The 24818-nt window shown below is 36.6% G+C and carries 22 protein-coding genes; 16 read left to right on the forward strand and 6 right to left on the reverse strand.

Annotated elements, in window-relative coordinates:
• The first annotated feature begins 51 nt into the window (after positions 1-51).
• From DCE79_RS05065 to DCE79_RS05085, 5 genes are all read left to right on the forward strand, one after another.
• Positions 52-459 (forward strand): cytidine deaminase, encoded by a 408-nt coding sequence (locus tag DCE79_RS05065; protein ID WP_108712029.1) that lies wholly within the window; start codon positions 52-54, stop codon positions 457-459.
• Positions 446-1360 (forward strand): GTPase Era, encoded by a 915-nt coding sequence (gene era, locus DCE79_RS05070; RefSeq protein ID WP_108712030.1) that lies wholly within the window; start codon positions 446-448, stop codon positions 1358-1360. Before DCE79_RS05065 ends, era begins: the two co-directional genes overlap by 14 nt.
• Positions 1361-1668: 308 nt before the next feature.
• Positions 1669-2925: a CapA family protein gene (locus DCE79_RS05075; protein ID WP_108714427.1), complete on the forward strand. Its 1257-nt coding sequence runs from the start codon at positions 1669-1671 to the stop codon at positions 2923-2925.
• 75 nt (positions 2926-3000) lie between these two features.
• Positions 3001-3783, forward strand: coding sequence for a DNA repair protein RecO (gene recO / locus DCE79_RS05080; RefSeq protein WP_108712031.1), 783 nt, complete (start codon positions 3001-3003; stop codon positions 3781-3783).
• 78 nt (positions 3784-3861) lie between these two features.
• A complete protein-coding gene (locus DCE79_RS05085; RefSeq protein WP_108712032.1) occupies positions 3862-4647 on the forward strand; it encodes an MBL fold metallo-hydrolase in 786 nt (261 codons plus the stop codon).
• Between the two features lie 47 nt (positions 4648-4694).
• On the opposite strand, the gene DCE79_RS05090 is transcribed toward DCE79_RS05085, so the two are convergent.
• Positions 4695-5159, reverse strand: coding sequence for a hypothetical protein (locus DCE79_RS05090; protein WP_108712033.1), 465 nt, complete (start codon positions 5157-5159; stop codon positions 4695-4697).
• Between the two features lie 130 nt (positions 5160-5289).
• Positions 5290-6678, reverse strand: a complete 1389-nt coding sequence (locus DCE79_RS05095) for a glycine--tRNA ligase (protein WP_108712034.1) — start codon at positions 6676-6678, stop codon at positions 5290-5292.
• 491 nt (positions 6679-7169) lie between these two features.
• Between DCE79_RS05095 and DCE79_RS05100 the strand changes: the two genes are divergently transcribed.
• From DCE79_RS05100 to DCE79_RS05140, 9 genes are all read left to right on the forward strand, one after another.
• The gene (locus DCE79_RS05100) at positions 7170-7808 is read left to right on the forward strand and encodes a transcriptional regulator CcpN (RefSeq protein WP_108714428.1); all 639 of its coding nucleotides are present in this window, start codon (positions 7170-7172) and stop codon (positions 7806-7808) included.
• A gap of 9 nt (positions 7809-7817) precedes the next feature.
• Positions 7818-8633: a pyruvate, water dikinase regulatory protein gene (locus DCE79_RS05105; protein ID WP_108712035.1), complete on the forward strand. Its 816-nt coding sequence runs from the start codon at positions 7818-7820 to the stop codon at positions 8631-8633.
• A 290-nt stretch (positions 8634-8923) separates the two neighbouring features.
• On the forward strand, positions 8924-10750 hold the full coding sequence (gene dnaG / locus DCE79_RS05110) for a DNA primase (protein WP_108714429.1): 1827 nt from the start codon (positions 8924-8926) through the stop codon (positions 10748-10750).
• Positions 10751-10779: 29 nt separating this feature from the next.
• Positions 10780-11907, forward strand: a complete 1128-nt coding sequence (rpoD, locus tag DCE79_RS05115; RefSeq protein ID WP_108712036.1) for an RNA polymerase sigma factor RpoD — start codon at positions 10780-10782, stop codon at positions 11905-11907.
• Positions 11908-12094: 187 nt separating this feature from the next.
• Positions 12095-12649: a hypothetical protein gene (locus DCE79_RS05120; protein ID WP_108712037.1), complete on the forward strand. Its 555-nt coding sequence runs from the start codon at positions 12095-12097 to the stop codon at positions 12647-12649.
• Positions 12650-13207: 558 nt separating this feature from the next.
• Positions 13208-14350: an acyl-CoA dehydrogenase family protein gene (locus tag DCE79_RS05125; protein ID WP_108712038.1), complete on the forward strand. Its 1143-nt coding sequence runs from the start codon at positions 13208-13210 to the stop codon at positions 14348-14350.
• Positions 14351-14494: 144 nt separating this feature from the next.
• Complete coding sequence (locus DCE79_RS05130) at positions 14495-14833, forward strand: c-type cytochrome (protein ID WP_108712039.1); 339 nt, start codon at positions 14495-14497, stop codon at positions 14831-14833.
• Positions 14834-14973: 140 nt separating this feature from the next.
• A complete protein-coding gene (locus tag DCE79_RS05135; RefSeq protein ID WP_108712040.1) occupies positions 14974-15669 on the forward strand; it encodes a tRNA (adenine(22)-N(1))-methyltransferase in 696 nt (231 codons plus the stop codon).
• Positions 15666-16787 (forward strand): Nif3-like dinuclear metal center hexameric protein, encoded by a 1122-nt coding sequence (locus DCE79_RS05140; RefSeq protein ID WP_108712041.1) that lies wholly within the window; start codon positions 15666-15668, stop codon positions 16785-16787. The genes DCE79_RS05135 and DCE79_RS05140 overlap by 4 nt, the downstream gene beginning before the upstream one ends.
• Before the next feature lie 29 nt (positions 16788-16816).
• Here the strand turns inward: DCE79_RS05140 and DCE79_RS05145 are convergent, their stop codons facing one another.
• The 3 genes from DCE79_RS05145 to DCE79_RS05155 form a co-directional block, all read right to left on the reverse strand.
• Entirely contained in the window at positions 16817-18664 is a 1848-nt protein-coding gene (locus tag DCE79_RS05145; RefSeq protein WP_234417336.1) for a dihydroorotate dehydrogenase, read from the reverse strand.
• Between the two features lie 80 nt (positions 18665-18744).
• Complete coding sequence (dctA, locus tag DCE79_RS05150; RefSeq protein WP_108712043.1) at positions 18745-19998, reverse strand: C4-dicarboxylate transporter DctA; 1254 nt, start codon at positions 19996-19998, stop codon at positions 18745-18747.
• A 257-nt stretch (positions 19999-20255) separates the two neighbouring features.
• Complete coding sequence (locus DCE79_RS05155) at positions 20256-21308, reverse strand: DctP family TRAP transporter solute-binding subunit (protein WP_159083055.1); 1053 nt, start codon at positions 21306-21308, stop codon at positions 20256-20258.
• A 101-nt stretch (positions 21309-21409) separates the two neighbouring features.
• Here DCE79_RS05155 and DCE79_RS05160 point away from each other — a divergent pair, with 101 nt between their 5' ends.
• Together DCE79_RS05160 and DCE79_RS05165 are read left to right on the forward strand one after the other, a co-directional pair.
• Positions 21410-23008 carry an ATP-binding protein gene (locus tag DCE79_RS05160; RefSeq protein ID WP_199912299.1) on the forward strand — a complete coding sequence of 533 codons (1599 nt, stop codon included), beginning with the start codon at positions 21410-21412 and terminating at the stop codon, positions 23006-23008.
• A gap of 15 nt (positions 23009-23023) precedes the next feature.
• Positions 23024-23728, forward strand: coding sequence for a response regulator (locus tag DCE79_RS05165; protein WP_108712045.1), 705 nt, complete (start codon positions 23024-23026; stop codon positions 23726-23728).
• Between the two features lie 46 nt (positions 23729-23774).
• Here DCE79_RS05165 and DCE79_RS05170 read toward each other — a convergent pair whose 3' ends face one another.
• The gene (locus DCE79_RS05170) at positions 23775-24743 is read right to left on the reverse strand and encodes a 4-hydroxy-3-methylbut-2-enyl diphosphate reductase (RefSeq protein WP_108712046.1); all 969 of its coding nucleotides are present in this window, start codon (positions 24741-24743) and stop codon (positions 23775-23777) included.
• Positions 24744-24818: the final 75 nt, after the last annotated feature.

The raw sequence follows: 24818 nt of genomic DNA on the forward strand, positions 1-24818 counted from the left end.
TTATCACTGTTCGTTAGTGCACGATAAATTTTTTGTTGGGGGAATTTATTCATGAACAAGGAACAATTATTAACAGAATCAAAAATTGCGCGTGAAAAAGCGTATGTTCCGTATTCAAAATTTAAAGTAGGGGCGGCACTTCTCGGAGCAAATGGAACAGTTTATCATGGCTGTAACATTGAAAACGCTGGATATAGTATGACGAACTGTGCGGAGCGTACAGCATTCTTTAAAGCGGTTTCTGAAGGTGTTCGTGAATTTAAAGCCATTGCAATTGTAGCTGACACACCAGGACCATGTTCACCATGTGGGGCTTGTCGACAAGTAATGAGTGAATTTTGTACACCAGATATGCCAGTTTATTTAACAAACTTGAATGGAGACGTTCAAGAAACAACTGTGGGCGAGCTTTTACCAGGCGCTTTCACAACGGAGGATATGCAGAATGCAGGAAAATAAAGGATTCAAATCGGGCTTTGTCTCAATTGTAGGACGCCCGAATGTTGGGAAATCGACGTTTTTAAACCGTGTTATTGGTCAAAAAATTGCGATTATGTCAGACAAACCACAAACAACACGTAATAAAGTACAAGGTGTTTTAACACAAGAAAGTTCACAAACGATTTTCATTGATACACCAGGGATTCATAAACCGAAGCATAAGCTTGGTGAATTCATGTTAAAAACATCTCGTAATGCATTAAAAGAAGTGGACGTAATTATGTTCATGGTCAATGCAGAGCAAAAAATTGGTAAAGGTGATGAATTCATCATCGAATTACTGCAAGGTAACAAAACACCTGTCTTTTTAATTATTAATAAAATTGATTTAATTCATCCAGATGAACTTGCGAAAATTATTGATTCATATAAAGATAAGTTCGACTTTGCAGAAATTATTCCAATCTCAGCATTACAAGGTAATAACGTCGAAAACTTACTTACTACAATTGAAAAGTATTTACCTGAAGGACCGCAATACTACCCAGCAGACCAAGTAACAGATCACCCAGAACGTTTTATTATTTCAGAATTGATTCGTGAGAAAGTTTTACATTTAACACGTGAGGAAATTCCACATTCGATTGCTGTAGTTATTGACCGTATTAAGCCACATGAAGAAAAAGAGAATATGATTCATGTACAAGCGACAATTATGGTAGAACGTGATTCTCAAAAAGGGATTGTTATCGGTAAACGTGGGGCTCTTTTAAAAGAGGTTGGTACTTTAGCACGTAAAGATATCGAAATGCTATTAGGTTCAAAGGTTTATTTAGAACTATGGGTAAAAGTTCAAAAAGACTGGCGCAATAAGCAAACACATTTACGTGACTTCGGCTTTAGAGAAGACGAATATTAATTTTTCAGGGCAGATGTGGCAATAGCTCACATCTGTTTTTTATTTTTAAGGAAATTATAAATCCATCGTATTGTGGATAACTTTTAAATAAAGCATATCTCACGTCTAGGCTAAAGCGCCAGCCCCTCGAGCTTTTCGACCCCTCCGTTGATGCGTGATGGAACGTTTACTTTCTTGTCGGGTCCTCCAAAGCTGTTCGGGGGTAAACGGACGCTTTAGCGCTTTTATTCTTTTACTTGAAAAAATTTTGTGATTTGATAGTATTTTATAAGGGAATAATTTACAAATTATTAGTAGTAGGTGAAGTATTGAGTAAATTAAATAAATTTTTATTAGGGGTATGGGTCATTTCACTTGCTGTGTTAGTTGTGGTAGTGATGAATGTTGATAAGGATCACCCCTTTGTTAAAATGGCGGAAGGGCAGGGAATTAGTGAGGAAGTAGTCGAATCTAATTTGAATGCTGATGAGATGCCAGTAGAATCGGAACCTGAGTTAAAGCCTAAACAACCAGCACTAGAACCAGCACCAGAACCAAAAGCAGTACCAGCACCAAAACCAGAACCAGAACCAGAACCAAAACCAAAACCAAAACCAAAACCAGAAAATATGAAAGAATCGGTTCGGTTTGCGATGATTGGAGATGTACTTCTGCATTTGAGATTAGCGCAATATAAAGATTTTACGTCGTCATTTCAATCTGTCGCACCAATGCTTCACAACTATGACTATTTAATCGCCAATCAAGAATCTCCACCAGTAGGTAATAAATATGCACTTAGTGGGTACCCTCAGTTTTCGAGTCCTCAACATATTATTCGAGATATTCAAAAGGCTGGAGTAGATATGGTAACGATTGCGAATAACCATATTGTTGATAAAGGTGAGGGCGGCGTACGTACCGTATTTGAAAATTTGGATTTATACAATATGCCATATGTAGGCGTTTATAAATCAAATGATGATGCTGCTAAGCCACGTATTATTGAATTAGGCTCGATCAAAGTCGGGATGTTGGCTTATACGTATGGCACAAATGGGCTCTATTTGCCAAAAGGCTCTTCATTTAAAATTAATTATTTTGATGAAGCAAAAATAAAGGCAGATATCGAAGCAATAAAAGAGAAAGTTGATGTTGTTGCTGTATCAATGCATTGGGGCTCTGAATATGTGTACGAAGAAAATGATTACCAACGCCATTTAACGAATGTATTAAATAATGCAGGGGTAGATATTATTTTTGGTACGCATCCCCATGTGTTACAGCCTTATAAAAAAATAGTAAATGAAAAGGGTCAAGAAACACATGTCTTCTATTCACTGGGCAATTTTTTCTCAACCATTTTAACAGTGCCTAATTCTATGATTGGCGGCGTGGCGAGCTTTGAAATTACAAAAGAAGGCGAAAATGTAAAAATTGGAAAACCACAATTTGATGCAACATCGGTATTAAAAGACTCAGATGGTATTTTTCGTGTATATCCCCTAAAAGAGGTAGAAGCAAGATCTATCAAAAATCTTTCATGGGTGAAGCAAATAATGGGTGAAGACGTAACGGTTAATTAATCGAATTGCACGCGAGCATTAGGCTATTTTCTCATGTATAATAAGACATACGAACGAAACAAAGGAAGTGCTTAGATGCTACATAAATGGGAAGGCATCGTTTTAAGAGCGCGTGCGTATGGCGAATCCAATAAAATTGTGACATTAATGACACGTGAAGCGGGGAAAGTTGCTTGTATGGCACGAGGTGCGAAAAAGCCAACAAGTCGCTTAGCAGGGGTTACACAGCCTTTTATGCATGGCTCTTATTTAGTACAACGAACGACTGGGATGGGTACGCTCCAACAAGGTGAGCATTTTAATTCGATGCGACATATCCAAACTGATATTGTCGCAACTGCATATGCGAGTTATATAGCGGAATTAGTAGATCGACTCGTCGAAGAAGGATCACCAGAACCATTTGCATTCGAAGTGCTAATTCAAGCATTAAATGCAATTGAAGAAGGTTATGACCCTGAAGCAATTACGCTATTCGTTGATTGGAAAATGCTTCCGTATGCAGGGGTACAACCTATTTTACATGCTTGTGCAAATTGCGGGGCAGTAGATGGAGAATTTGCTTTTTCATTTACGCAAGGTGGTTTTATCTGTCACCGTTGTTTCCATTTAGATCCGTATATTATTCGTCTTTCTCCAACACAGTTAAAACTGATTCGCATGTTTTATACAGTACCAATCGATCAGGTTGGAAAGCTAGAATTGAAAGTGCAAACGAAGCAATTCATTAAAAAAATTGTGACGACTATCTATGAAGAACAAACGGGTATCCGATTAAAATCGAGAAAATTTATTGAACAATTAGAACGAACACCATTATTAACGCGGGATAGAAAACCAGACGAATCATCGAATTAATATTCGAAAGTAGCCAGTTCAAAAGGGTAACAAATCCCTAATGACTGGCTTTCGTTATTTTGTAAAAGGAGCGACGCAATGATTCAATTTGAAAATGAGCATCTAACTGTTTTTCAAAGTGTACTGTATCAAACAACGACAGCGATTATTCAAACTGAGGATGCTGTAATTATGACCGATCCAACCTGGTTACCAACTGAAATCCAAGCGATTCAGCAATATATCGATAAAATCATCGGGAATCGCCAACTTTTAATTGTTTTTACGCACAGTGATTTTGATCATATATTAGCAGCAGGTGCTTTTTCAGATGCCCAGGTTATTGCATCTAAAGCCTTCGTTAATCGCAAAGACACGGAGCGTGTGTTAGAAGAAATTGCTCAATTTGATGCACAATATTATATCGAACGAACATATCCAATTATTTATCCAAATGTGGATTTTATTATTGAAAAAAATGAGCAGGAAATTTCAATTGGTGATGTGACGTTAACATTTTATTTAGCGCCAGGTCATACGGACGATGGGCTATTTACAGTTGTTGAACCGTATGGAATTTTACTAGCAGGGGATTATTTGTCAGATGTAGAGTTTCTATTTTTTACAGATTGGGAAGCCTATTATGAAACTCTACATAAAGCAAGTCAGATTGTTGAAAAGCAGGCGATTAAAACGCTTGTACCAGGTCATGGGATGACAACGAATGATAACACGGAAATTCAAACGCGTATCGATGAATCACTCCAATATTTAACGAACCTAAAAGAGGGAACAAATCAAGAATCATATTTAGCGAGTCGTTATCCATTCTTCAAGGGATTAAAGGAAATGCATGAAGCCAATAGGGCGTTAATGAAAAAATAAAAATAGCCTAGAAAACGTTGATAGAATGTTTTCTAGGCTTTTATTTATTATTCAAATTGCGTTAACAATGGGGTTAAATCTGCCTTTAATCGTTCGAAAAAAAGTTCCTCTATTTGAAGCAATTGCTGAGCAGATTTGTTTTCGTAGAGCTTATACATCGCTTCAATTTTTTGTACGTGGAAACGGAAATGATGATTGAAATGCTCACGCTTGTTTTCTTCACATAAATGCATATAGCCACGAATGATTGTATAAAGTTGATTGTATTTTTTTGTGGCCAATTGGTAGGCTTCACGACTTAATAATCCTAATTCACTCGAAGGATCATCAAATGGGCGATAAAAATCTCTTGCCTCTCGGTAGTTTTCTAGCTTCGTATTCGCTGTATATAAAATATGATGATTCGCACGATGATCAGGACATTCAAAATGGAGTACTGCTTTTACAAGTTCAAAAATTTTATCATAGGTTTCGTGCGATTTTACAGGCTTTTCTTTTAACTGAAAAAACATAACCATCCCCCCATTGATAGATTGTCAGAAAATTATACCTTATTTTTGTTCATAATGTTCATTTAGTTCTATTTCTTGAACAAAAAAAGCTGCTCGCCCAAAAATAGGGAAAGCAGCTCATTCGTTTCAATTAAAATTGTAAGTGTTTTTCAATGTATGCTTTTACATCAGCAATTGGCATACGCGTTTGTTCCATTGAATCACGGTGACGTACTGTTACTTGACCGTCTTCTTTAGAATCGAAGTCGTAAGTGATACAGAATGGCGTACCAATTTCGTCTTGACGACGGTAACGTTTACCGATTGATTGAGACTCATCGTAGTCTACTGGGAAGGCCTTACGTAAGTCAGCCCATACATCGCTAGCTTCTTCAGATAATTTTTTAGATAAAGGAAGTACGGCTGCTTTAAATGGTGCTAAAGCAGGGTGGAAGCGTAATACTGTACGCTTGTCGTCACCTTCTAACACTTCTTCATCGTAAGCGTCACATAAGAATGCTAATGTAACACGGTCAGCACCTAATGATGGCTCGATACAGTATGGTACATAACGTTCGTTTGTAATAGGATCAATGTACGTGAAATCTTCACCAGAATGCTCCATATGACGTTTTAAGTCGAAGTCTGTACGAGATGCAACGCCCCAAAGTTCGCCCCAACCGAATGGGAAGCGGAATTCGATATCTGTTGTTGCATTTGAGTAGTGAGATAACTCATCTTCTTCATGATCACGAAGGCGCATTGAATCTTGTTTCATACCTAAGTTTAATAACCAATCTTTACAGAAGTTTTTCCAGTAAGCATGCCACTCAAGGTCTTCACCTGGTTTACAGAAGAATTCTAATTCCATTTGTTCGAATTCACGTGTACGGAATGTGAAGTTACCTGGTGTAATTTCGTTACGGAATGATTTACCTACTTGCGCGATACCAAATGGTGTACGTTTACGCATTGAACGTTGCACATTTTTGAAGTTTACGAAAATACCTTGTGCCGTTTCAGGACGCATGAAAATTTCATTTGTAGAACTTTCTGTTACACCTTGGAATGTTTTAAACATTAAGTTGAATTGACGGATATCTGTGAAGTCGATTTTACCGCATTCTGGACAAGCTACTTCTAACTCTTCCATTTTTGCTTTCATTTGGTCGAAAGTCATACCATCAACGATAATTTCTTTACCTGTTTTTGTTAAAGAAGCGTCTTCGATTAATTTATCTGCACGGTGACGCGCTTTACATGCTTTACAGTCAATCATTGGGTCATTGAAGTTTCCGACGTGACCTGATGCAACCCAAGTTTTTGGGTTCATTAAGATGGCTGCGTCAAGACCGACATTGTATTCAGATTCTTGAACGAATTTTTGCCACCAAGCTTTTTTTACGTTGTTTTTAAGTTCAACACCTAGTGGACCGTAATCCCAAGTGTTTGCCAAACCACCGTAAATTTCAGAACCTGGGAATACGAACCCACGATGTTTTGCTAATGATACGATAGTTTCCATTGATTTTTCTGTCATGAAAAACCCTCCTAATTATTCGATTGTGCCTTGGCAGAATCGCGTCCAGAATTTTTGGAGGATACTCAAAAAATTCCTTTAAAAATCTGTGACATCTGCCAGAGGCTTATCTTGATTTGGCAGTGGTTTTTAACTCCCGTCAAATCAAGATAAAAAAGCACCCGTCTCCGGGCACAAAATATGCCCGGGGACGAGTGCATCAAAATCGATATACCCGCGGTTCCACCCCGCTTGTTTTTATAATATATATAAAAACCTCTTTAGAAAAATAAGCTCAGGGTGCCGTTTCTCGAATAATTGTAGGCTTCCACTGTCCCTACTCGCTAAATGTATTCGATACTTATATTTCCCATCATTGCTTGAATATAAAATTAAATTGATAGAACAATACAGTTCTTCACTAATATTGTAGCATGCGATTGTTTTCTTCGCAATATAGAACGAAATAGTATATAATAATTAATGAAAAAGTATAACATTATTTGAAGCAGGTGAGTCCAATCGAACTCAATAAACGTCAAGATGCAATCTTGCAAATTGTGAAAGAAAATGGTCCTATTACGGGCGAACACATCGCTGAACGCCTTGGATTAACGCGTGCTACATTAAGACCAGATTTAGCAATTCTAACAATGGCGGGCTTTCTAGATGCACGACCACGTGTTGGCTATTTTTATGCAGGTAAAAAATCATCAATGGCCATTACAGAAGCTATGCTAAACTTAAAAGTGAAAGATTTTCAATCGATACCAGTTGTTGTTCCAGACGACATGACAATTTATGATGCAATCATCCATATGTTTTCTGAAGATGTCGGAACACTTTTTGTTGTGGACAAAGATGAATTTTTACAAGGGGTTTTATCTCGAAAAGATCTTCTTCGTTCAAGTATTGGTACACAAGATTTAAATAAAATGCCAGTACATATTATTATGACGAGAATGCCAAATATCGCATACTGTCAAAACTCAGATTCATTAATAGAAGCAGCAAAAAAACTAATTGAACGTGAAATTGATTCGATGCCAGTTGTGAATGAATATGAACATGGATTACAAATTATTGGTCGATTAACAAAAACGAGTATTACACGTGCATTCATTTCACTAGCTGAAACACATGAATTATAGGTGATTGTTTTGAAAAAATTAACGATATTTGTTGTTTCAGATTCTGTTGGTGAAACAGGAGAAAGTGCAGTAAAAGCAGTCGTAAGTCAATTTCGTCCAAATTTCGAAAAAGTACGTATTCGAAAATTTACGCATATTAACAGTGTGGAACTGTTAGATAAAATTGTTCAAATTGCAGTATCGAATGAGGCAACCATCGTATTTACACTAGTTGAAAATCAAATGCGAAAAGCAATCAAACAATTGGCAAATGAACAAGATGTGCCAGTTGTTGATTTACTTGGTTCGATGCTGGATTTAATCGAGCATTCAACAGATGAAAGACCATTACAAAAACCAGGAATTGTTCATCGATTAGATGACGATTACTTTAAAAAAATTGAAGCGATTGAATTTGCGGTCAAATACGATGATGGGCAAGATCCACGGGGGATTTTATTGGCGGATATTGTATTAATTGGTGTATCAAGAACGTCGAAAACACCATTATCTCAATACTTAGCTCATAAAAGGTATAAGGTAGCTAATGTTCCGCTTGTACCAGAAGTGGATATGCCAGAAGAATTATTGCAAATTGATCCGAAAAAATGCTTCGGTTTAGTCATTACACCTGAAAAGTTGAATAATATCCGAAAACAACGATTGATTACGCTTGGTTTAACGGAAGATGCATTTTACGCACAATCCATAAGAATTGAGCAAGAAATTAGCTATTTTTATAAAATTGTTGATAAAATAGGATGTCAATCTATTGATGTGACAAATCGAGCAGTTGAAGAAACGGCTCAACAAATTTTAGATTTGTTAGAAAATGAACAGAAATAGATCAAAAAAACCACTTCTATAACATTAGAGGAGGTTTTTTTGCTGAAAACAATCTGTTTTAATGTTCAATTTCATCAATTTAGTCGTTTTGGAAATGCTATTTAAGTGCGAATAATGCTATTTTATGTGGAAATTTTAAAAAATATATAGCGATAATAGGCTTTTTGTTTTATAATAATAAAATTGTGGTAAAAATATTATTTATAGAGAACGTTCAATGATAATCTAATTTTTTGTCGTAAAATAGAGGATTATTGAAAATTATCTCGAATAGTGTAGATGGTGATGATATGGCTGGGAAAATACCTGAACATGTGATTGAGCAGATTCGTTCGCAGTCTGATATAGTCGATGTTATTAGCGATTATATGCAGTTAACGAAAAGAGGGCGCAACTATTTTGGATTATGTCCATTTCATGGTGAGCAAACACCCTCTTTTTCCGTGTCACAAGATAAACAGATTTTCCATTGCTTTGGCTGTGGTGCAGGCGGGAATTCGATAACATTCGTTATGGATATCGAACATATTGCATTTCCAGATGCACTTGTAAAGTTAGGGCAACGAGCAGGTATTCCTCTCGAATTGGACATACAGTCTGAACAATCAGATACGGCGAATCCTTTTTCAAAAAAAGAAGAACAAATGCGACAGGCACATACTTTTGCTGTAGAATTTTATCATCATATATTAATGAATACAGAAGATGGCGAGCCGGCATTAAATTATTTGCTTGAAAGAGGATTTACGCGTGAACAAATAGAAACTCATCAAATAGGATGGGCGTTACCAAATTGGGACACGCTTTCGATTCTTCTAGAACGAAAAGGGTACGATTTATCGGAAATGGCTGAAAGTGGGCTAATTATCCAAAAAGAAAGCGATGGTTCTCATTTTGACCGATTCAGAGGACGTATTATGTTCCCGATTCGTGATGAGAATGGTAAGACAATTGCGTTTTCAGGGAGGATTTTAAATTCTGATGGCGAAGAAGCCAAGTATTTAAATAGTCCAGAAACGCCAATTTTTCATAAAAGTCAAGTGCTCTATAATTTAGATAAAGCGCGTGCGGCTATTCGGAAATCTAGGCAAGTGGTATTAATGGAAGGATTCATCGATGTTTTATCTGCAAATCGAGCCGGCGTTTATAATGCTGTTGCAACGATGGGCACGTCTCTAACAACTCAGCATATTACAAAGCTCAAACGCTTAGTTCAGCAAGTTACGATTTGCTACGATGGTGATAATGCTGGTTTTGAGGCTGCTAAACGTGCTGCAAAAATGCTCCATGACGAGCAGTTAAAAGTTGAAGTCGCCGTTTTACCAGATAAACTTGACCCGGATGAATATATTCAAACGCATGGTCAAGAAGCTTTTACAAATCAAATAATCGAAAAACCACACGCTTATATCGCATTTATGATGATGCATGCGAAGCGTGGTAAAAATTTTCAGTTTGAAAATGATACATTACAATACATTCAAGAAGTTCTAGAAACATTAAAAAACAACACTTCTCCTACTGAAAGAGATTTATATATTCGTCAGTTAGCAAACGAAACGAATATTTCTCAAGAAGCGATTAGTACAGAGTTAAGAAAAATTGTTGCGGATGGTGCAAAAGAACAAAAACGTAATCAAAATGCGTTGAGGCAGCCGATTGAACTTGTTCAAACGACGCGACCTAAAACAGCTACTGATCGTGCAGAAAGTTTGTTACTCTCTCACATGTTACATGATGTGAATATTGTTAATAAAGTGTTGAGAGAGGGAATTAATAAGCCTTTTATTCATGAAGAGTATTTAGCTGTATTTGTACGTTTAATTGGTTTTTATGAAGAGTATGAAATGGCAGATTTTCACCGATTCGTTGAGGAACTCAATGATAATGAATTACGAAAAATCGTTATGGAAGCGGCTTATATTGATCGTGATCCAGAAAACGGTGATGCCGAAGTGATTGATTGTATGAAACATATCGAAAAAAGACGTGTGAAAATGCAAATTGAGCAATTAATACATGATCAAAAAGAAGCGGAAAAGATGCACGAACATAGACGAGCACTTGAAATTGCCCAACAAATTATCCAGTTAACAAGATCATTAAAGGGCATATAACGCGATCTGTTTTAGAAGGAGGAAGGTTTATGGCGGACAAGTCAAAACATTCAAAAGATACAGTGGTAAACGGCGTTTCATTAGAACAAGTAAAAAAACAAATTTTAGCAAAAGCAAAGCAAATTGGCGAAATGTCAATGAAGGAAATTTCAGATACATTGTCATTTTTTGAATTAGAAAATGAAGAAATTTTCAACTTTGCTGACGAAATTGAAAAACAAGATGTAACAGTTGAAGGAAAAGAAGAATTTGAAGAAGAATCATTAACGAAGCAAGAATCTAGTGAAGAAGCTTTTGATTTAAATGATTTAAGTGTTCCTCCAGGTGTTAAAATTAACGACCCAGTTCGTATGTATTTAAAAGAAATCGGCCGAGTTGATTTACTTTCTGCAGAAGAAGAAGTACGTTTAGCAGAACGCATTGAGCAGGGCGACGAAGAAGCACGTAAACGTTTAGCAGAGGCAAACTTACGTCTTGTAGTATCGATTGCAAAACGTTATGTAGGTCGTGGTATGTTGTTCTTAGATCTTATTCAAGAAGGGAATATGGGGCTTATTAAAGCGGTTGAAAAATTCGATTACCGTAAAGGTTTCAAATTCTCAACTTATGCTACGTGGTGGATTCGTCAAGCAATCACACGTGCAATTGCTGACCAAGCACGTACAATCCGTATTCCAGTACACATGGTTGAAACAATTAACAAGCTGATCCGTGTACAACGTCAATTACTTCAAGATTTAGGTCGCGAGCCATCTCCAGAAGAAATTGGTGAAGAAATGGATTTAACTCCAGAAAAAGTTCGTGAAATTTTAAAAATTGCTCAAGAACCAGTATCGTTAGAAACGCCAATTGGTGAAGAAGATGATTCACACTTAGGAGACTTCATTGAAGACTCAGAAGCACAATCTCCTTCTGATCATGCAGCATACGAGCTATTAAAAGAGCAACTTGAAGATGTGCTTGACACATTAACAGACCGTGAAGAAAACGTATTACGCTTACGTTTCGGTTTAGATGATGGTCGTACACGTACGTTAGAAGAAGTAGGGAAAGTTTTCGGCGTTACACGTGAACGTATTCGTCAAATCGAGGCAAAAGCATTACGTAAATTACGTCACCCATCTCGTTCAAAACGATTAAAAGATTTCTTAGAATAAAATGATTAAAAAAGATGAGGAAACCAAAAATTTCTTCATCTTTTTTGTTTATAATAATACGTATTTATAGTTGGAAAGTAGCGAATCGTGCATTGAATGTTGTTACTTTATGCTGATGTGTGAACAGTTTAATTTACTTACAATATTAGGTACATCAATACATATTAAGTAGATTTGGGGAAATGTTATGTCAAATCCGAAAAAGCAAATTATTATGAATGAGATTACATTTTGGAAACAAAATAAACTGTTACCAGAGCATTACTGTGATTTCTTAATGACGTTGTATTCAGAAGGAAATAATGAACCAGAAAGTATTGGCAATGCGAAAAATGCGGTTCACAGTGTAGAAAAGCGAAGAAAATGGGGAATTGCTACATTTTTCCCAATCATAGCAGCAATCATTATCTTATTGTTATTTACAATTCAATACGAGTGGGTAGTAATAGCTATTGCAGCTATATTTGCAGTGAGCTGTTTAATGGGTGCAATTTATTTTGCAAAGAAAAATAACTTATTAGCTACAATGTTACAATTGGCGACAGCATTAGCAGCACTAGGAATTACCCTGAAAATTTGTACCGCGTATTTTGCAGGAAACAATGTGATGCTTTACACTTTGCTTATTGTTAACTGTGTATTTTGGCTATTGAGTGGAATCATTATGAAAACGATCTATTTTACGATTTCAGGGGTCTTAGGGTTAATCGTTATAATTTCAGCGTGGATCTATTTTTTATAATTATAAAATTTAAAAATAGAACAATTTTTAAAGTAGCTACTCTTTTTCTGAAAGAGGTAAGCTTCCATATTTTGATCATTTAACAGACAATCTACAAGTACTAATGTATAACCCAAATTAGTTACTTTCTTAAAAAATCATTTGCTACAAGAGCAAACTTTACTTTTGGCATGCCCAATTCGGGAATCAAAAAAGTATAGCCCTATGCTTTTTAATTCAAATCAATGTGATTCAAATAAATAAAAACATACGCTATTAGCTAATGCGTATATTTATTATAAATTGTATCAATAAGAAGGTGTTTATGAATTGATAAAGTTAGATTGGGTAACGCTGAAAATACTAGAAATCGTTCAATTTATGGACCAATACACATTAAATGAAAAAGATATTTTTGAAAAAGGAGTTTTGAAATAGCTTAAAGGTACATGATAATATAATTCATCCCCTTTCGTATTTATAATTATTTACTCTAAAATTCATTTATTTCCTGTAAAAACACCTAATTTTCTATTAGAATGAAAGTGTAAGTATTTGTTGACTGGGAGGATGAAGAATATGCATTTTGATTTATCGACAGAGCAAAGTATGTTACAGAAAATGATACGAGAGTTTTCGGATGAAGTTGTAGCACCAGGAGCAGTTGAACGAGATCGGACGAAGGCGTTTCCAGTAGATATTTTTAAAGAATTATCGGAAATGGGCATTATGGGATTACCGTTTCCGGAACAGTATGGGGGAGCAGGTGCTGATACCATAAGCTTCGCTATAGTAACAGAAGAACTGAGCCGAGTATGTGCTTCAACGGGAATTACATATTCTGCACATATTTCATTGGGGGGAGCTCCTCTATATTTATTTGGGACAGAAGAACAAAAACAAAAATATTTAACACCTATTTGTACGGGTGAATCATTTGGGGCATTCGGTTTAACTGAGCCAAATGCAGGTTCCGATGCTGGAGGGACAGAAACTACAGCAAAGCTTGAAAACGGGAACTATTCCATTAATGGCTCCAAAGTATTCATTACGAATGCAAGTTACGCCAAGCACCTAGCGTTAACCGCAATTACTGACCGCCAAGGCGTCCAAAAAGAAATTAGTGCAATCATAGTACCAACCGATGCACAAGGCTTTACAATCAAATCTGAGTACGAGAAAATGGGTTTAAATGCGTCCAATACAACAGAGTTAATATTAGAAAATGTACAAGTACCAGAAGAAAATTTACTGGGAGTTCGTGGAAACGGTTTCAAACAATTTTTAACGACATTGGACGGTGGACGTATTGGAATTGCAGCGATGGCAGTAGGAATCGCACAAGGAGCTTTAAATAAAGCTGTACAGTATGCAAAAGAACGTAAACAATTTGGAAAAGCACTAGCCGATTTTCAAGCTACTCAGTTTAAAATAGCCGATATGGAGGTAAAAATACAATTAGCACGTACTTTTGTTTATAAAGCAGCATGGCTAAAAGACCAAGGGCGTCCATTCGGTAAGGAAGCCGCGATTGCGAAGTACTTTGCGTCTGAGATGGCCATGGAAGTATGTGATGAAGCGATTCAAATTCACGGTGGTTACGGTTATATGAAAGAGTATGAAGTAGAACGTTATATGCGTGACGCAAAGCTATTAGAAATCGGAGAAGGTACATCCGAAGTCCAAAAAATGGTTATTGCAAGACATATCTTGAAAGGATAATAACAAATTGTCAAAAATGTTACAAAGCTAGTAAAACTTGTGCGTTAGGTCTTTTCGTTTTATACAGAATGCAGTACAATTAGTATTGTTTACCAGGCGATAGTCTGGCTAGAATTAGAATATTTTATGAGGGAGGGGAACGCAATGAAAAACAATCCACTTATTCCTTACGTACTTATCATGGCATTCGGTATTGGACTAATTTTCTTCATGTCATTTGAAGGTGCATCGGATAAAAATAGTGCGGACGGAGATCATTCAGGCGAAACAGCTGAATTAAACGGTGAAGAAATTGCTAAAAATAGCTGTACTTCTTGTCACGGTGGTGACTTAACTGGCGGTATGGGTCCATCAATCGTAGGTTTAGATGCTGATCATATTAAAGATTATGCTTTAAATGGTTCACCAAGCGGCGCAATGCCTGCTGTACTTAAAACAGAAGCTGAAGCAGATGCTGTAGCAGAGTATATTTCTGGTTTATAATATCGACTTAGGTGTAGAAAACGGAGAAATCCTACTTCTACACTTTTTTAATATCCGAAAATCCTTCAATACGAGACGTTTTGCGTATTTTTTTATATAATGAAAGTAACTTGTGAAATAGAAAAGAGGAACTTTAAAATATGAACGCTCAAAAACTTTCAAAGCGACTAGAAAAGGTGGCATCTTTCGTCCCAACTGGCGCAATTGTTGCAGATATTGGTAGTGATCATGCATATTTACCATGTTATTTAGTACATAAGGGAATTGCCGCGCGTGCGGTTGCAGGTGAAGTTGTAAAAGGTCCTTATGAATCGGCAGTACGCCAAGTTCGTACAGAAGGATTATCAGAAAAAATTACCGTGCGTATGGCAGATGGTTTAGCGGCAGTTGAAGAGTCAGACAAGGTTTCTGCAGTGACGATTGCAGGTATGGGTGGACCGTTAATCGTATCGATTTTAGAGAAACATCCACACGCATTAAAGACTGTCACACGTCTTATTTTACAGCCAAATATTCACGCAAAAACTATCCGTGAATGGGCGTTAGGACACGGTTGGGCATTACAAGATGAAGTGATTTTAGAAGAGGACGGCAAAGTTTATGAAGTACTTGTATTACAGCGAGGCCCAATGAAGTTAACAGAAGCAGAAATTTTACTTGGACCCAAATTAATGGTGAGTAAATCACCTGTATTTGTTGAAAAATGGTCACGTGAAGTCGCTAACTGGAAACGTGTGCAACAAGCTATTGCGGCGGCCGAACCTACACCAGAAAACGAAGCGAAGCATCAAGAACTAGCGCATTTAATTGAACTTGTTCAGGAGGCAATTGCATGAGAACGGTAAATGGAAATGAAATTATCCAATTATTTGAATCATGGTCACCGAAAAAATACGCATGTATGCCGAATGATCCAATTGGTTTAGCCATTGGTACGCTAAACAAATCTATTTCAAAAGTTTTAGTTACGCTTGATGTAACACATGAAGTCGTAGATGAAGCCATTGCGCAGGGGTGTGAGCTTATTATTGCGCATCACCCACCGATTTTCAGGAAGCTTTCAAATTTGCGTACAGATAACCCACAAGGCGCACTTTATGAAAAATGCTTGAAAAATGATATTGCAGTTTATGCAGCTCATACGAATTTAGATGTAGCTCAAGGTGGTGTGAATGATTTGTTAGCAGACGCACTACAATTACAAAACCGTCAAATTTTAGAGCATTCATACGAAGAAAAAATGATGAAACTTGCAGTATTCGTGCCTGTAGGAGGTGCAGAAAAAATGCGTGAAGCACTGGCAAAAGTAGGAGCAGGGCGAATGGGTAACTATGATTCTTGTAGTTATTCAATGACTGGCGAAGGGCGCTTCCGTGGTTTAGAAGGTGCCAATCCAACAGTTGGTGAAGTAGGGGATCTTCATGTCGAGCAAGAGCAAAAAATAGAAGTGGTATTCCCGCAAACTATTAAAAATAAAGTACTAAAAGCAATGTTAAATGTACACTCTTATGAAGAACCTGCTTATGATCTTTTCCAGATGGATATTAGTACGAATGAACAAGGGCTGGGTCGAATTGGAAAACTAAAAGAGCCAATGACATTACGTGCATTTGCTGAATTTGTGAAAACTCAATTAGAGGTACCTTGTGTGCGCGCGGTTGGTCCAGTAGACGGGATTGTACAAAAGGTTGCTATAGTTGGTGGGGACGGTAATAAGTATATCCATTCAGCTAAATTTGCTGGCGCGGACGTATTCGTAACAGGAGATATTGGCTTCCATATGGCACAGGACGCGGAAGTTCAAGGACTTAGCATTGTAGACCCTGGACACCATGTTGAAAAGGTAATGATTAAAGGTGTTGCAGAGAAAATGATGAAGCTTTGCGCGGATAAAAAGCTACCTGTTGAATTTATTCAATCTAAAATTCACACAGAGCCGTTTAAATTTATTTAATGAAAATAGATAAAAGTTGTTCTTTTGAGTTACTCAAAGGAACAACTTTTTTTGCGTTGCATTAAAAATGGGTACGTTAAAATTAAGCCTGTCAAATATAAAAGGAATAAAAAGTAAAGTGGTGTCAAGTGGATAAAACTTGTGTATCCAATAGCAAAATGAGTACCGATTCCTGCTAAAAAGGCGGGGAGTGCCCCGGCAGCATATGTATACCATAGCCAACGTTCACCTGCACGGAACCCCCAAAGCGAAAGACATAACACAAGAATACCAACGCTAATCAATGCACTTCCAAATCCAGCGCGATCATGTGCAATGACTGGAAGCAACATGTCACTTAGAGAACGAAGCATGTCAGGGTCCATACACAAAAAGCTTATGTCAGTTGTGACGAACACTTTTGTTATTCCAATAATAGAAATAACGAAGCCTCCAATTAGTAACGCAAATCCCATGATAACGAATAAAAGCTGTCCATATATACCACGTATCCACATATGATCATTTGTATCATGCCAAGATTGAGGACTACTTGTATGGTGTTTGCTTTCACGTAAACTTAATAAATAGATTGGTAGTAAAATAAGCCAAAAAAGACCATGTAACCAATCAAAATAACCATAGCCAATAAAAAGGAAAATTCCTAGAAAACCTATAATTGCGGCACTATGGAAGGCCTTTTTTGCCCAATGAAGCTTGAAACGCAAACCAAAATAGGCGAGGCTCATATATAATATCCCAGCAGAAATCATAGTTCCCGCTAGTGACATTCTATCATGTGCCATGAAAGCTAAAATTTGTGGATTGATGAAATTTAATTGTTCGCGTGATAAACCAATGAATTTTTCATCATATTGTAAAATAACGGTCGTAAGTGCAAAATACAGTGCGATTAAGCCGCCAATAAAAATAGCGAGACCAAATAAAAATGACCAATGCCAATACGGAGAAGGAATTTTAGGGACTTTATCATATAAAAGCCGTTCGTGAATTCGCTTTGGTAATCCGGGCCCAGTTTTTACATAGCCTTCAGATAAGATGATTAAGTCGGCACCCGCATTTAATAAAACAAGGGCATCTGACGGGGAATTTATGCTGCCACTCGTGATGATGGGGATACTTGGAAAATTATTTTTAATTGATTGCACTGTTTCTTTTATTGCAAGTAAGCCTTCAGCTTGTTCAATAACTCGGTCACCCAAGGTTGTGTAGGGGCCATCGATAATGACACCTTCTATTGAATTGAAAAGTCGAATTTCCTCATTCTCGAAAAGAGTCGAAATGATTTGGTAAATTGGAACGTCAACTTTGCCATCTAGTTGTTCAATATGATGAGTATACAAAAAGAAACCATCTACAAATGGTGACAGCTGTTCAATACATCGTTGTAATTCGACTGTACTTAAACTTTCATCCAATCGTGCGAAAATGGGGATATGTAATTTTTTTGTGATGACTAGTTGTAAGGCAGTTTTTAAAGGTACTTTTTCGCTTGTTTTAGAATAGGCAATCTGGTTTTGTTGCCAAACAGGTGGAATAACATTAGGCTGCTTTTGAAAAACAATAGGTCCAATTTCTAGAAAACCGAACCCAAGCTCCTGAAAGGCAACAGTTCCACATAATTGAGGGTCAAGTGAACTACTTAATCCAACTGGTGATTTGAAAAAAACCTTATTTACATTTTTATGTAATATTGAACTCGTTTCATTGTGTCCTAAAAATTCAATTAAATGCTTTCCGCCAGGGATAGAGGCAATTGTTTGCATGGAATGGTGGATAAAACGACGACTTTTTTTGGCTTCTAGTTTAGATAAAATGACTTTTTTTAAAGGATGATACGACCAATCTGGCAATTCAAATACACCTCGTTTCTCCAATTTACTCTACTATAGCATATGGTAAAGTAAAATTTGTATAAAAAAACAGCTCCTTAAATAAGCTAAGGAGCTGTATAAATTTATGCTCTTTTTGGAATTGCTTTTGCAGCCATTTCCTCATCAAAGTCATTTTCAGATTTCGATACAATCACACAAGCTACACCGTTACCGATTAAATTCGTTACAGCACGTGCTTCTGACATGAAGCGGTCAACACCGATTAATAGTGCGATTCCTTCAAGTGGTACCATTGGGAAGGCAGCAAGTGTTGCAGCTAATGTGATGAAGCCAGAACCTGTTACACCAGCAGCACCCTTAGATGTAATCATTAATACCCCTAAAAGCGTGATGATTTCAATCCATGATAGATCGACACCGTATGCTTGTGCAATGAAGAGTGCCGCCATCGATAAGTAAATGGATGTACCATCTAAGTTGAATGAATACCCTGTTGGAACAACCAGACCTACAACTTGTTTACCACAGCCTAAGTTTTCTAATTTACGCATCATTCCAGGTAAAGCAGATTCAGAAGAAGAAGTACCAATAACGACTAAAATTTCTTCTTTAATGTATCCGATAAAGCGGAAAATGTTGAAGCCCCAGTATTTAGCAATCAATCCTAATACAACGACAACGAATAAGAACATTGTGATGTATACAGCTGCCATTAACAGCCCGAGTGATTTTAACGAACCTAAACCGAAGTTACCTATTGTGTACGCCATTGCACCGAAGGCTCCGATAGGCGAGAACTTCATAACAATACCGACAATTTTGAAGAAGATTTCAGAAATTTGTTCAAAAAATGTAATAACAGGACGAGTCTTTTCTCCTAATGACGCTGCAGCGATACCGAATAGTACAGCGGCAAATAAAGTTGGAAGCAAAGCACCATCAGCTAAAGCGCCAACAAAGTTTTCTGGAATAATGTCATAGAAGAAGCCACTTAAACCAGCTTCACTATTTGCTTCAGCGGCCGATGTGTATTTTGAAATATCTGTATCACCTGCATGTGAAGTATCAATTCCAGCACCCGCATTAATGACAACAGCAACCATGATTCCAATTGCAAGAGCGATTGTAGATACGATTTCAAAGTAAAGTAATGCTTTACCGCCGATTTTACCAACCTTTTTCATATCACCCATGCCACCAATACCGATGACAACTGTTAAGAAGATAATTGGAGCAATTAACATTTTGATTAATTTAATGAATAAGTCAGCTAAAATTTTTAAGCTTGCACCAAACTCTGGCCAAATTGCACCAACGATAACACCTAAAATAATAGCAACAATGACTTGGACTGTTAAATTTTTTAGTAATTTCACTTTTGCTTCCTCCTAATTTTTATGTATGATAACGTTTACATTTGCAATCATAACGTATGATTATTCAAAATATTACTTTTGATAATAAAAAACTTATCGTTCATTTTGTTCAATATTTAATGAAAATCTGACGAAACCTTGATATGTAAGTGTTTCCGTTGTTATAATACTGTTTTGATTAGAAGGGAAGTTGTACTATAACAAAATAAAAAACTACTTATTTACATAAGTAGTTGGATATTGTTCATTTTGTTCAGTTATTCAAGCGTATTAATTTCCCTGCGGAGCTGCGATAAGTAGCCTTTCGCAGTCAATTTTTCATACGACTTATAAATGGGGTGTAATGCTTGCTTCCAGTGATTTAGTTGCTCTGCTGATAATGCCTGTATTTGAACTTGGTTTATACTTCTTAATTGCTTTAAGTTTTCTTTATTTAGTGCGATTGCCTGATCATGCTGCCATTGCTGCATTTCATCAAGGGAATCTTCTATTATTTTTTGTTGTTTGTTATTTAAGGATTCCCAAAAGTCTTCGTTCATTAAGACGCTATACGCAAGTATCCCATGATTGGATAATGTGATATTAGGTTGCATCGCATAATAGCCTTTTGAATATAAATTTGAAATTGTATTTTCCTGTGCCAGTATTTCGTTATTTTGACTCGCTGCGTACAAATCATTAAATGTTGTTACAATCGGTTTTGCCTTTAATAAAGTAAATTGCTCTTTTAAAATAGTACTAGGCATCGAACGAATGGATAGATTATTAAAATCTTCAACCTCTAATAAAGGTGTGGATTGCGAAGCCATTTGTTTAAAGCCATTATGCCAAAATGTTAACCCATGAATGTCTATCGAATTTAATTCATGTAATAAATTTTTGCTAAGCTCTCCATGAAGCACTTCGTAAACTTGTTCATCATTTTCAAATATAAAAGGTAAATCGAGCACTTGCCAAGAAGGAAGGGACTCTGTCATTTTTGAAATCGTTGGTGCAATCATTTCAATATCGCCTTGTTTGAGCGCGGATAATTCATTTTCATCATTATATAAAATACCATTAGGGAAAATTTGTACAATCATTTTGCCATCTGATTTTTCTTTCACGAGCTCGGCAAATTTGGTTGCGGCAATTCCCTTAGGTGTATTCTCAGCGACTACGTGACTAAAATTAATAATAATTTGGTCATCAAGTCCAATTTGTTCGTCGTCATAGGGTAATTCTTTTTGGTTCCACACATCTAAACGAAAAGAAATCGAAACGACTAAAACAGTAATGGTAATCAATGCCGTAATTACATAAAAGCGCAAAAATATCTCCCCATTTGTCCTAAAATTTTTCTTGAATATTGTACAATAAGTTTATAATTAAATGTTGTCTAGTATAGTATATCGCAAAAAAGGGGCACAAAATGAAAATTAAACAATTAACGATGAATGGCAAAATTGTGCTACTTACTTTTTTTATTATTGCCTTTTCCTTTTTAGTAGCTGGAATTATGCTGCTAAGTAATCTAGTACAAGAACATGAAGAGACATTAGGTCAACGCGCAATGCTAATTGCACGAACAATCTCTGATTTACCTGATATTCAAACGCAACTTGAGCAGAATGATTTGCAAGTAGCGCAAAATAATATTGATAAAATGGTTCACGAGATAAAAATTATCAATAAAGCTGAATATATTGTTGTGATGAATATGGATCGGATTAAATTATCTCATCCATCACCAGATCAACTTGGTCGAAAAAGTAACTCGACAGATATTCATGCAGCATTTAGTGAAAATTATTATATTTCAAAAGCAGTTGGCGAACAAGGGAAGATGATCCGCGCATTTGTACCAATATTGAATGATCAAAAAGTTCAAATTGGGGTTGTTGTAGTAGGTTTTAAATTACCTACATTTAGTAATCTTATCGTTGAAAATTTAAATGCAATACTTCTGACAGCTTTTCTATCGATGCTATTTAGCATTTGGGGAGCGCATACACTTGGACGTCATATTAAGCGTCAAATGTTTGGATTAGAGCCCCAGGAAATTGCGAAAGTATATGTAGAACGTACCGAAACATTCAATGCCATGCATGAAGGAATTATTGCAGTCGATAAACATATGGTCATTACCATTTTCAATAAAAAAGCGAGCCGTATTTTAGGGGTTGGAGGGAATCCCAAAAAGTACATTGGAAAAAATATTTATGATGTCCTACCGGATACACGTTTGCCTGAAATTGTTGAAAGTGGACGAGCCGTGTATAACCAAGAAATTTACGTGAACGAACATAGTATTTTAAGTAATCGTATTCCGATTTTCGTCAATGGTAAAACAGCTGGTGCTGTGGCAGTGTTTAAAGATTTAACGGAATTTAAACAGCTTGCAGAGGAATTAACAGGTGTCAAAGCGTTTGTGCAGGCACTTCGTATTCAGACACATGAATATAAAAATAAACTGCATACCATTGCAGGGTTACTGCAACTTGGTCATAACCAACAAGCACTTGATTATTTATCACAAGTAAAAATTGAACACGATCAAGTAACGAAATTTTTAAATGAACGTATATACAACGAGAATATTTCTGGTTTATTACTTAGTAAAATTAGCCGAGGAAATGAGCTGGGCATTCAAGTGACAATTGATGAAGAAAGTCAGTTAACAAGATTTCCAGAGCTGCTAGACCATCATGATTTTGTTTTATTATTCGGGAACTTAATTGAAAATGCTTTTGATGCGCTCGTTGGACTTGAAAGAGAGCAAAAGGAAGTATCGATTTCAATTGATGATAATGACGGCATGCTAGCAATTATGGTATCGGATAACGGTGTCGGCATACCAGAAGAAAATATGGATAGTATTTTTGAAAATGGTTTTTCAACTAAGCAAAATGAAAACCGTGGAATTGGTTTATTTTTAATTCAGGAGATTGTGAAAAAAGGTAATGGTACAATAGAAATAACGAGTGAGGTAGGAAAAGGAACGACATTTATTCTCACATTTGAGTTTTAGAGAGGGGCAAATAGCTTGAAGATCATTCAAGTTTTATTAGTAGAAGACGACCCAATGGTGCGTGAAGTAAACCGCCAATTTATCGAGCGAGTAGATGGATTTAAAGTAATCGATATGGCGTCAGATGGCATTAAAGGTATTGAAAAAATAAAAAATTTAACACCTGATTTAGTTGTGATGGATATTTTTATGCCCGAACAGGATGGCATTGAAACGTTGCGTCAAATTCGCAACGAAAATTTAACGGTTGATTGCATTTCTGTAACGGCAGCAAATGATGTACAAACGATTCAACAAATTTTGCATTTAGGTGTATTTGATTACATTATGAAGCCATTTACATTTGAACGTATGGAGCAAACACTCATACATTACCGTCAGTTTAAAGAGAAAATGGACTCAGCAAAAGATGTTACGCAAGCGGAATTAGATGAAATGATTGGCCAAGTTTGGCAGCAAAAAGAAGAATCTGTTTTAGAAAGCACGTTTACACAAGTGCTACCAAAAGGTTTTAATCGAGCAACAATGGATAAAGTACTAGTGTTTTTAAAACAATCAGCAGGTGGCGCATCTGCTGACGATGTAGCATCAGGTATTGGTGTTGCACGTGTAACGGCAAGACGTTATTTAGACTATATGGAAAAAAGCCATCTGATCCATGTCGATATTCAGTACGGCAGTGTTGGAAGACCAATCAATCAATATTTCATTAAAGAATAAAAAAGCAGAAGCACTTAGATAATGACAAGTGCTTCTGCTTTTTGTATTAGTAAGGCATAATTTTATCAACAGGTTTGGGTGTTTTGATTTTCGGTAGAATTTTGTCTAGTGTAACCGAACGCTCAAGACTATACGTAGCAGGGTCATTTTTATCGAATTTTTCTAAAAATGCGATGACCTCTTTTACGATTGGTGTTGGTGTAGAAGCACCAGCTGTAACCGCGACCGTTTCGACATTTTCAAGCCATTCGATTTTTAGCTCAGAAAGGTCTGAAATACGGTAAGATGATGTACCTGCAATTTCCACAGATACTTGTGTTAAACGGTTTGAGTTGTTTGATTTTGGATCACCAACAACGATTAAAAGGTCCGCAACACCAGCCTGTTTAGCTACCGCTTCTTGACGTACTTGTGTGGCTAAGCAAATTTCTTTATGCACTTCGATATGTGGGAACTTTTCTTTTAGGCTATCCATTAAGAAAGCAACGTCCCATTGACTCATTGTCGTTTGATTTGTTACGAGAATTTTTTCGTTATTAAATGATAAATTTTCAATATCATTCATCGATTGAACAAGGTGAACACGGTCAGGAGCGACACCAATTGCCCCTTCAGGCTCAGGGTGATTTCTCTTCCCAATGTAAATAATATCATAACCCTCAGCCGTTTTTTCACGGATTAGGTCATGTGTTACCGTTACGTCTGGGCAAGTTGCATCGATAGAAACAAGTCCTTTACGTTTCGCAATTTCACGAATTTCAGGAGAAACCCCGTGTGCTGTAAAGATAACCGTTCCTTCTTCAACTTGTTCGATTATATCTTTACGGTTTTCACCATCAAGTGTAATAATACCGTCTTGTTCGAACGCATCTGTGACATGTTTATTATGGACAATCATACCTAATATGTAGATTGGTCTTGGTAAAGTTTTGTCAAGTGCTGCATTACGCGCAATGATCATCGCATCCACAACACCATAGCAATAACCACGAGGATTAATTTTAATTACTTTCATTTTTGTTCGAAACTCCTTTCAAAGCTCAGTACCTTTATTATATAGGACGTTCATGCTTTATACAAAGTTCGATTA

This window comes from Lysinibacillus sp. 2017 (genome assembly GCF_003073375.1).
Classification (GTDB): domain Bacteria; phylum Bacillota; class Bacilli; order Bacillales_A; family Planococcaceae; genus Solibacillus.